The organism is Kitasatospora sp. NPDC127111 (genome assembly GCF_042677465.1).
In the GTDB taxonomy this organism is placed as follows: domain Bacteria; phylum Actinomycetota; class Actinomycetes; order Streptomycetales; family Streptomycetaceae; genus Kitasatospora.
Window position 1 is genome coordinate 22,906 of sequence record NZ_JBHXTG010000027.1, and the last position, 7,412, is coordinate 30,317.

A 7,412-nucleotide genomic window follows, 5' to 3' on the forward strand; every position below is an offset into this window, starting at 1 on the left:
AGCGCGGACGATCGCCGAGGCCGCCGTCGGGCCGCGGTGTTCGGCCCTCTTACACTCGCCGGTATGCATTCCGAACCCGCGGTCCAGATCACCGGGCTGGTCAAGCGCTACGGCGACAAGACCGCGGTGGACGGTCTCGACCTCAGCCTCGCACGCGGCGCGATCACCGCCGTCCTCGGCCCCAACGGCGCCGGCAAGACCACCACCATCGAGACCTGCGAGGGCTACCGCCGCCCCGACGCCGGCACCGTCCGCGTCCTCGGCCTGGACCCGGTCACCCAGGGCGCCGAGCTGCGCCCCCGGATCGGCGTGATGCTGCAGTCCGGCGGCGTCTACGCGGGCGCGCGGGCCGTCGAGATGCTCCGGCACACCGCGAAGCTGCACGCCCACCCGCTGGACGTGGACGCCCTGGTCGAGCGGCTCGGCCTCGGCTCCTGCGGCCGCACCACCTACCGCCGGCTCTCCGGCGGCCAGCAGCAGCGGCTCGCCCTGGCGATGGCCGTGGTCGGCCGCCCCGAGCTGGTCTTCCTCGACGAGCCGACCGCCGGCCTCGACCCGCAGGCCCGCCGCGCCACCTGGGACCTGGTCCGCGACCTGCGCCGGGACGGCGTCACCGTGGTCGTCACCACCCACCACATGGACGAGGCCGAACAGCTCGCCGACCGGGTCGCCGTCGTCGACCGCGGTCGGGTGATCGCCGAGGGGACGACCGAGGAGCTCTGCCGCGGCGGCGCCGAGTCCTCGCTGCGCTTCGACGGACCGCCCGGGCTGGACCTCGCCCCGCTGCTCAAGGAGCTCCCGGAGGGCGCCACGGCCACCGAGCCCGCCCCCGGCAGCTACCGGATCGAGGCACCGGTCGACCCCCAGCTGCTGGCCACCGTCACCGGCTGGTGCGCGGCCTCCGGCATCCTCCCCGAGCGGCTCGCCGTGCAGCGCCGCAGCCTCGAAGACGTCTTCCTCGACCTGACCGGACGGGACCTGCGCTCGTGACCTCGTATTCCCCTCGGCCCGGTGCGGCCCCCGTCGGCCGGATGCTGCTCGCCCAGACGGCGTTCGAGACGAAGATGCTGCTGCGCAACGGCGAGCAGCTGCTGCTGACCGTGATCATCCCGACGGTGCTGCTGGTGCTCTTCTCCGCCGTGGACATCGTCGCGGTGGACGGCCCCGGCAAGCGGGTCGACTTCCTGGCGCCCGGCCTGCTGGCGCTCGCCGTGATGTCCACGGCGTTCACCGGGCAGGCCATCGCCACCGGGTTCGAGCGGCGGTACGGCGTGCTCAAGCGGCTCGGCGCCAGCCCGCTGCCGCGGTGGGCGCTGCTCACCGCCAAGACCGGGTGCGTGCTGGTGACGGAAGCGCTCCAGGTGGCGCTGCTGAGCGTGATCGCACTGGCGCTCGGCTGGTCGCCGCAGGGTGACCCGTTCAGCGTCCTCGCCCTCCTCGTCCTCGGCACGGCGGCCTTCTCCGGCCTCGGCCTGCTGATGGCCGGCACCCTGCGGGCGGAGGCCACGCTCGCCGCGGCCAACCTGGTCTTCATCCTGCTGCTGCTGGCGGGCGGGGTGATCGTCCCGCTGAGCAAGTTCCCGTCGGCCGTCCAGTCGGTGCTGGAGCTGCTGCCGATCGCGGCCCTCTCCGACGGCCTGCGCTCGGTGCTGCAGACCGGGGCCGGGGTGCCCTGGGCCGATCTCGGCATCCTGGGTGGTTGGGCGGTGCTCGGGCTCGCGGCCGCGGCCCGGTTCTTCCGCTGGGAGTAGCCCGCGCCTGAGCTTGCCGCGAGGCCCTCGCCCCTGGTGGGCGGGGGCCTTCGCGTTGGCCGCTCAGCTCGGTATGCGATGGCGGCCGGGTGCGGTGGGCGGCTTGGGGATCTCGGGGCCGAAGCGGCCGGCCTGGCGGGCGATCCAGGCGTACTCGTGGGTGCCGTCGGGGAGTCGGCGCAGCTCCCAACGGCCGTGCCGGGTGATCGGCTTCGGGAGGTCGTCGTTCACCTTGAGGGCGGTGACGACGCCGAGTGCGACGGTGGCGAGGGCGAGCGCGAGCAGGGTGAGCAGGGCCGCGCCGACCAGGACGCTCACGCGGCGCAGTCCAGCTCGAACCAGACGAGCTTGCCCTTGCCACGCTTGCGCGGGGCCGCCCCGAAGCGGTGGGTGAGCGAGCGGACCAGGTGCAGACCCCGGCCGGACAGCTCGTAGGGGTCGGCGGACAGGCGGGGCTCGGGGAGCAGCGGGCTGTCGTCCGCGACCGAGACCCGCACGGTGCGGTCGGCGAGCAGGACGAGGACGACGGTCGGCGCGGGGTTTCCGCCGTGCTTCCACGCGTTGACGAACAGCTCGTGCAGGGCGAGTTCGGCGTCGCTGATGAGGTCGGGCGGCCAGCCGGCGGAGGAGAGCACGGCCCGCAGCTCCTCGCGGGCGCCGGACCAGTCGGGCGGATTGAGGGCACACATGGGGAACCTCCGGAAGGAAGGTGGTGTGGTGTGGTGTGGTGGATTCGGGGTTGACCGGCGGAATCGTCGCCGTGAGCCAGGCCAGGGCGGGACTGGAAAGGACACGCGTGGCTGCTCTGCGGTGCGCGGGCAGCAGGCGCCTACTGCCTTGAAATCAAGCATTACTGACGATCCATCGGATCGACTGTGATGACGACCATAGCGCAAGCGACTTGAAGTTTTAGGCGAGTGCCGAAAAATTCACACTCCGGTGGACCCACACTCGGCCAGCGCGGCAGACTGACCCCACCGCTCGCCGAGAGGACACCATGGCCGTTCGCACCAACCCGACCCTTCATCAACGTCGGCTGGGCGCCGAACTGCGCAGGATGCGAGAACAGGCCGGCCTCGGCGGCACGCAGTTGGCCAAGATGCTCGGCATCAGCCCGGGCCAGATGACTCAGATGGAAACAGCGAAGATCGGCGTCAGCCCCGAGCGCCTCCGCACGGTGGCCGCAGCATGCAACTGCGCCAACCGGCCGCTCATCGATGCCCTTGCCGAGATGGCCTCAGATCGGCGGAAGGGCTGGTGGGAGGAGTATCGCGAGGTCCTGACAACAGACTTCCTCGAAGTCGCTGAACTTGAAGGCCGAGCAGCACGGCTGAACGTCTGCACCACCACCTACATGCCCGGCCTGCTCCAGACCGGCGCCTACGCATCCGCTGTCTTCGCTCGGGTCGTTCCACCTCTGCCGCCACAAGATCTCGAGCTGCGGACGACCTTTCGACTCAAGAGGCAGCAACCCATTCGCTCCGGCAGGACTCCCCTGAAGGCCTTCATCCACGAGGCCGCTCTACGGATGCAGTTCGGCGGCCCAAAGGTCCTCGCCGAACAGCTTGCCGCCCTTCTCGAAGACTCCGAGCATCCCGGCATCTCGGTCCGGGTTGTGCCATTCGCCCTCGACACCTTCCCCGGCTCCGGCGAGAACCTCACCTTCGCCGAAGGCCCGGTCCCCGAGCTGGACACCATCCAGATGGACGTGTCCCAGGGCGCACTCTTCTTCGACTCACCAGCCGACCTGGCCAAGCATCGCGTCATCTTCTCGCGCCTGGACTCCACTGCGCTCTCCGAAGACGGATCGCGCGAGTTCATCCGATCCATCCTGAAGGAAGCGAAGGCCGCGAATGCCTAACCCAGAGTGGCAGAAGTCCAGTTACAGCGCCTCGAACAACGAATGCGTCGAGGTGCGCACCGCCAGCAACCTGGTCGAACTCCGCGAATCCGACGACGGCGACGTCATCCTCCGCACCACCCCCGCCAACTTCGCCGCACTGCTCCAGGGCATCAAGGCCGGCGAGTTCGACCACTTCACCGGCGACGCGTAGCGAATCGTTCCGGCAGGCCCCTTGCGCTACCGTCGACCTCACCAGGAGGGCGGCCACCAATCGAACAACCATTCCGAAGTAGCTTGCCCGATCGAACAGTTCGTGCCGAAATCGATCTGGCGAAAACCACCGGTGCGTCGGAATCGAGGTTGAGGTGATGCTGGGTCACGCGTCGATAACATCGCGGCGCTGATCGACATCTGAACGCGAGAGAGGAACCCAGCGCCATGCCTCCGATCCCGATCAAGCCCGGAATCTACAAGCTTCACGCGCACATCATCGGCCCGACCTCCCTGCTGACCGCCACGGAGTACGCCCTCAAGCAGGGCGCCCCCGTCATCACGGACCGCCTCAACCCCCTTCCGATCGAGCAGGAGTGGGCCATCGAGCCCGTCGAGGCCGAGCCGGGCTCGCCGTACGTCATCCAGCTCGCGTATCACCGCGAAGCGGGGCTGGTGGTGCCCGAGGACAAGCTCTGGGTCAACGCCGTCCCGCGCGCCGACCTGGCGAAGTTCACCTTCGAGCAGGTCATCGGCGGGATCAAGATCATCTCCGAGAAGGGTCTCGCCCTGCGCGCCGGACACCGTGGCGCGCAGATCGAACTCACCGAGCCCAAGCCCGAGTTCCAGGAGACGTGGACGCTGGAGTACGTGCGCCCGCTCGACGAGGAGTAGTCCGGGAAGGCATTGGGGGGCGATCGCCGCTCACGCGGCGGTCGCCCCCTGTCGCGTCCGACGACGGCGACACCATCCTCCACACCTCGACCACTTCACCAACCCGCAGCGAATCGTTCCGGCAGCCCCTTGCTCCCCCGCAAGGGCTGCCGCGATGGGCGGCACGTGATCGTGCTGCCCCGGCGTCCCCTCACCCTGCGGGCGGAGTAGGAAGTCGGCCGATCCGACTTCCTACTCCGCCCAACCCCAAACCGAGTCCCAGAGTTCGAGCACTTCCCGTCGGCGCCTCGCTCACCGAGCGAGGGCCGCCCTGGCCGCATGTATCGAGGACCGAGGTATAGGCGCCGCCCTGCCGGAGTTCACCTCGGGGCGGGACCGGAAGGGCGCGGCGGCCGCCCACAGGGCCTTCCACCTCGGATCGATCAGCCGGTAAGCGCGACGTCCAGGAACTCCTGCACCGGCTCGAAGAGTCCGTAGGGCACATACTCCGGGATCTCGGCGAGAGTCACCCAGGCCAGCGCGTCCAGTTCCTCGGTGTCCACCACCTCAGCTGCGCCACCGACGACCTCGCAGGCTGTGTACGACATCAACCGGCCAGTCTTCGGGTGTACGCGCTCGCCCAGGAGCTCGACGGCGGTCACGTCGAGCCCAGTCTCCTCCGCGGTCTCACGGACGGCCGCCTCCTCGGGTGCCTCTCCTGGCTCGATCTCGCCGGCCGGGAACTGCCACGAGAGCTGGCCTTCGCTGACCCGCCGCCGGACCATCAGGACGCGGCCTTCGTGGACCACGATCGCGGCGGCGATTCCCGGGCGTTCCTCGGCAGTCTGCTGTGTCATGTCTGCTCCTCCAGGGCGGCCAGGATGGGTGGGAAGATCGTATCGGCGTCGATGAAGCGGGTCAGCGAATTTCGAGGGACCCACATCACGTCGACGTTCTCGACAGCGTCGCTGTTGGTCGCCTCGCCGGCCAGGTACTCGCACAGGAAGTACTCACACAGCACTCCCGTCACCGGGTGGAGACGACTGCCGAGGCTCTGGCGGACTGCGCAGTGGACCCCGGTTTCGTCCAGCGTCTCCCGGACAGTCGCGGTCTCCGGCTTCGTGCCGGGCTTGATCACCCCGGCCGGGAACTGCCAGGTGATCCCGGATGCGTCGTCGTCGCGTCGGCAGACCAGCAGGACATCGCTCTGCCGGACGACGATCGAGATGGCCACCCGTAGGGCTTGGGCAGCCGGCGTGCTGGGTTCGGGGGCTCCGCCGTCACCTTCTCTTGCCGCCAGGAGCGCGAACCGCTGGCGGACCGCGTTAGAAGCCTTCTCATGGGCGGCGTCGAGGAGTTGCTGCATTTCCTCCCTCGGAATAACAGAGGGGTCAGCGTGCCACGTGGCCACTGTACGCACTGCGATCCCGAGCTGGCCCGCGAACGCCTCGTTGGTGAGGCGAAGGGCGGACTGGAGCAGGCAGGCGTAACGACCGCTCCAGACCTCGATGACGTCCAACGCCGTTCCCTCTCCGTCGTGGCCGCTCTGATGCATAGGGCATGCGTCGAAGATGCACATCGACTGCACTGGCGCTTCATCGCCGCGCGGCGTGGATGCCGGAAGACTTGCAGTCGTATCCCAAGGCCACTGCCACCTAGGCCACTTGAGTCCTGGTGAAGGTCCCGGGAGCAACAGAGCACGCACGCTGAGCCCCTCGGAGATTCTAGGTGAGTACCCGAAGCAGGACAGTGAGTTGGGTGATTACACCCGCCCGGCCGCCGCGCCGGGAGGCGGTGGCGCGAGCGCCCACCGCACCTCGTCGGGTTCGCTCGTTTGGGTGACAGGCCGGAGCGCCGAAAGTGCCTCGCCAGCGCCGGTAACCTCAGTCCATGGCGGACTGATCGTTCGTCATGTCTGAATGCCAGAAAGCTGAAAGGGAACTAATGGCCGAGGACCAGGTCCACACGGTCGAGCGCACGCTCGTCCTGCTCAAGCCCGACGCGCTGGTACGCGGCCTCGCGGGGAGGATCATCTCGCGCTTCGAGGACGCCGCACTGAAGATCGTCGGCGTCAAGATGAAGTGGATGGACGAGGAGTTCACCCGCAAGCACTACTTCGACCTCGAAGAGCGGCTCGGGGCGGAGGTCTACAACCTCACGGCCACCTTCATGCAGCAGGGGCCGGTCATCGCCCTGGTACTGGAGGGCTACGACGCCATCGCCACCGTCCGGAAGATCGTGGGCAGCACCTACCCGAACCAGGCTCCGGCCGGCACGATCCGCGGCGACCTCTCGCACATGAGCTCCGCAGGCAGCGTGGCGGTCGGCAAGGCGGTGGCCAACCTGGTCCACGCCTCCGGCAACAAGGAGGAGGCCGCGCAGGAAGTCGAGCTGTGGTTCGACAAGGACGAGCTGCACGAGTACCGCACGCTGGCCGAGATCTTCACCAACTGACGGCAGATCGCGGCGTCACCACTGAGGCGCCGCTGCGTTGACCACCACCGGGGCACCACCGTCTGATCTGAGAGGGCACCATGACCAACCAGACCCGCCTGGCCTCCGCCGAAGAACTGGAGTCGATCTTCCAGCGCGAGCTGGCGACCGACCGCTGGGCGGCCACCGAGACCGCCTACGCGCTGGCGGTCCGGCTCCGGGACGCCGGCGACTGGCCCAAGTCCCGCGAGTGGGTTCAGCAGTGCCTCCAACTGCTGGAGGGCTTCCCGAGCGAGACCGAGGACCAGGTGGCGACCACCCGCGTGGCGGTCGGCGGCGTCCCGCTGCCGAACTACCTGCACGCCGGTGTGATCCGGGAGCGCTTCGGCGACCTGGGCTGACCATCTCGGGTGGTGGGGGGGGGGGGGGAGACCTACGGCCCCCAACCCCCCCCCCACCACCCACAACAAAAAACACCCAACCCAACACCAACTGGGCCGCCGCGGACAGGTCTGTTGGTG

The 7,412-nt window shown here is 68.9% G+C and carries 11 protein-coding genes; 7 read left to right on the top strand and 4 right to left on the bottom strand.

What is annotated here, in order from left to right; genetic code table 11:
* The first annotated feature begins 63 nt into the window (after window positions 1-63).
* A complete protein-coding gene (locus ACFVHB_RS18355) occupies window positions 64-990 on the top strand; it encodes an ABC transporter ATP-binding protein (RefSeq protein ID WP_380322656.1) in 927 nt (308 codons plus the stop codon).
* A gap of 41 nt (window positions 991-1,031) precedes the next feature.
* Window positions 1,032-1,751 (top strand): ABC transporter permease, encoded by a 720-nt coding sequence (locus ACFVHB_RS18360; protein ID WP_380322659.1) that lies wholly within the window; start codon window positions 1,032-1,034, stop codon window positions 1,749-1,751.
* A gap of 63 nt (window positions 1,752-1,814) precedes the next feature.
* Here ACFVHB_RS18360 and ACFVHB_RS18365 read toward each other — a convergent pair whose 3' ends face one another.
* Together ACFVHB_RS18365 and ACFVHB_RS18370 are read right to left on the bottom strand one after the other, a co-directional pair.
* Window positions 1,815-2,069, bottom strand: coding sequence for a hypothetical protein (locus tag ACFVHB_RS18365; protein ID WP_380322662.1), 255 nt, complete (start codon window positions 2,067-2,069; stop codon window positions 1,815-1,817).
* Entirely contained in the window at window positions 2,066-2,440 is a 375-nt protein-coding gene (locus ACFVHB_RS18370) for an ATP-binding protein (protein ID WP_380322665.1), read from the bottom strand. Before ACFVHB_RS18370 ends, ACFVHB_RS18365 begins: the two co-directional genes overlap by 4 nt.
* Before the next feature lie 308 nt (window positions 2,441-2,748).
* Between ACFVHB_RS18370 and ACFVHB_RS18375 the strand changes: the two genes are divergently transcribed.
* From ACFVHB_RS18375 to ACFVHB_RS18385, 3 genes are all read left to right on the top strand, one after another.
* Window positions 2,749-3,612 (top strand): helix-turn-helix domain-containing protein, encoded by an 864-nt coding sequence (locus ACFVHB_RS18375; RefSeq protein WP_380322668.1) that lies wholly within the window; start codon window positions 2,749-2,751, stop codon window positions 3,610-3,612.
* Window positions 3,605-3,805 carry a DUF397 domain-containing protein gene (locus ACFVHB_RS18380; RefSeq protein ID WP_380322671.1) on the top strand — a complete coding sequence of 67 codons (201 nt, stop codon included), beginning with the start codon at window positions 3,605-3,607 and terminating at the stop codon, window positions 3,803-3,805. Before ACFVHB_RS18375 ends, ACFVHB_RS18380 begins: the two co-directional genes overlap by 8 nt.
* A 227-nt stretch (window positions 3,806-4,032) precedes the next feature.
* Window positions 4,033-4,479 (top strand): hypothetical protein, encoded by a 447-nt coding sequence (locus ACFVHB_RS18385; protein ID WP_380322674.1) that lies wholly within the window; start codon window positions 4,033-4,035, stop codon window positions 4,477-4,479.
* Window positions 4,480-4,901: 422 nt separating this feature from the next.
* Here ACFVHB_RS18385 and ACFVHB_RS18390 read toward each other — a convergent pair whose 3' ends face one another.
* A complete protein-coding gene (locus tag ACFVHB_RS18390; protein WP_380322677.1) occupies window positions 4,902-5,315 on the bottom strand; it encodes an NUDIX hydrolase in 414 nt (137 codons plus the stop codon).
* Complete coding sequence (locus tag ACFVHB_RS18395; protein ID WP_380322679.1) at window positions 5,312-5,977, bottom strand: NUDIX hydrolase; 666 nt, start codon at window positions 5,975-5,977, stop codon at window positions 5,312-5,314. Before ACFVHB_RS18395 ends, ACFVHB_RS18390 begins: the two co-directional genes overlap by 4 nt.
* Window positions 5,978-6,402: 425 nt before the next feature.
* Between ACFVHB_RS18395 and ACFVHB_RS18400 the strand changes: the two genes are divergently transcribed.
* Together ACFVHB_RS18400 and ACFVHB_RS18405 are read left to right on the top strand one after the other, a co-directional pair.
* Window positions 6,403-6,912: a nucleoside-diphosphate kinase gene (locus tag ACFVHB_RS18400; protein ID WP_380322682.1), complete on the top strand. Its 510-nt coding sequence runs from the start codon at window positions 6,403-6,405 to the stop codon at window positions 6,910-6,912.
* A gap of 80 nt (window positions 6,913-6,992) precedes the next feature.
* A complete protein-coding gene (locus tag ACFVHB_RS18405; protein ID WP_380322685.1) occupies window positions 6,993-7,292 on the top strand; it encodes a hypothetical protein in 300 nt (99 codons plus the stop codon).
* The last annotated feature ends 120 nt before the right edge of the window (window positions 7,293-7,412 follow it).

Excerpts from the sequence above, each read along its gene's own strand:
- ACFVHB_RS18355 (WP_380322656.1), top strand. The coding sequence starts at position 64 with ATGCATTCCGAACCCGCGGTCCAGATCACCGGGCTGGTCAAGCGCTAC.
- ACFVHB_RS18360 (WP_380322659.1), top strand. The coding sequence starts at position 1,032 with ATGCTGCTCGCCCAGACGGCGTTCGAGACGAAGATGCTGCTGCGCAAC.
- ACFVHB_RS18370 (WP_380322665.1), bottom strand. The coding sequence starts at position 2,440 with ATGTGTGCCCTCAATCCGCCCGACTGGTCCGGCGCCCGCGAGGAGCTG.
- ACFVHB_RS18375 (WP_380322668.1), top strand. The coding sequence starts at position 2,749 with ATGGCCGTTCGCACCAACCCGACCCTTCATCAACGTCGGCTGGGCGCC.
- ACFVHB_RS18380 (WP_380322671.1), top strand. The coding sequence starts at position 3,605 with ATGCCTAACCCAGAGTGGCAGAAGTCCAGTTACAGCGCCTCGAACAAC.
- ACFVHB_RS18385 (WP_380322674.1), top strand. The coding sequence starts at position 4,033 with ATGCCTCCGATCCCGATCAAGCCCGGAATCTACAAGCTTCACGCGCAC.
- ACFVHB_RS18390 (WP_380322677.1), bottom strand. The coding sequence starts at position 5,315 with ATGACACAGCAGACTGCCGAGGAACGCCCGGGAATCGCCGCCGCGATC.
- ACFVHB_RS18400 (WP_380322682.1), top strand. The coding sequence starts at position 6,403 with ATGGCCGAGGACCAGGTCCACACGGTCGAGCGCACGCTCGTCCTGCTC.
- ACFVHB_RS18405 (WP_380322685.1), top strand. The coding sequence starts at position 6,993 with ATGACCAACCAGACCCGCCTGGCCTCCGCCGAAGAACTGGAGTCGATC.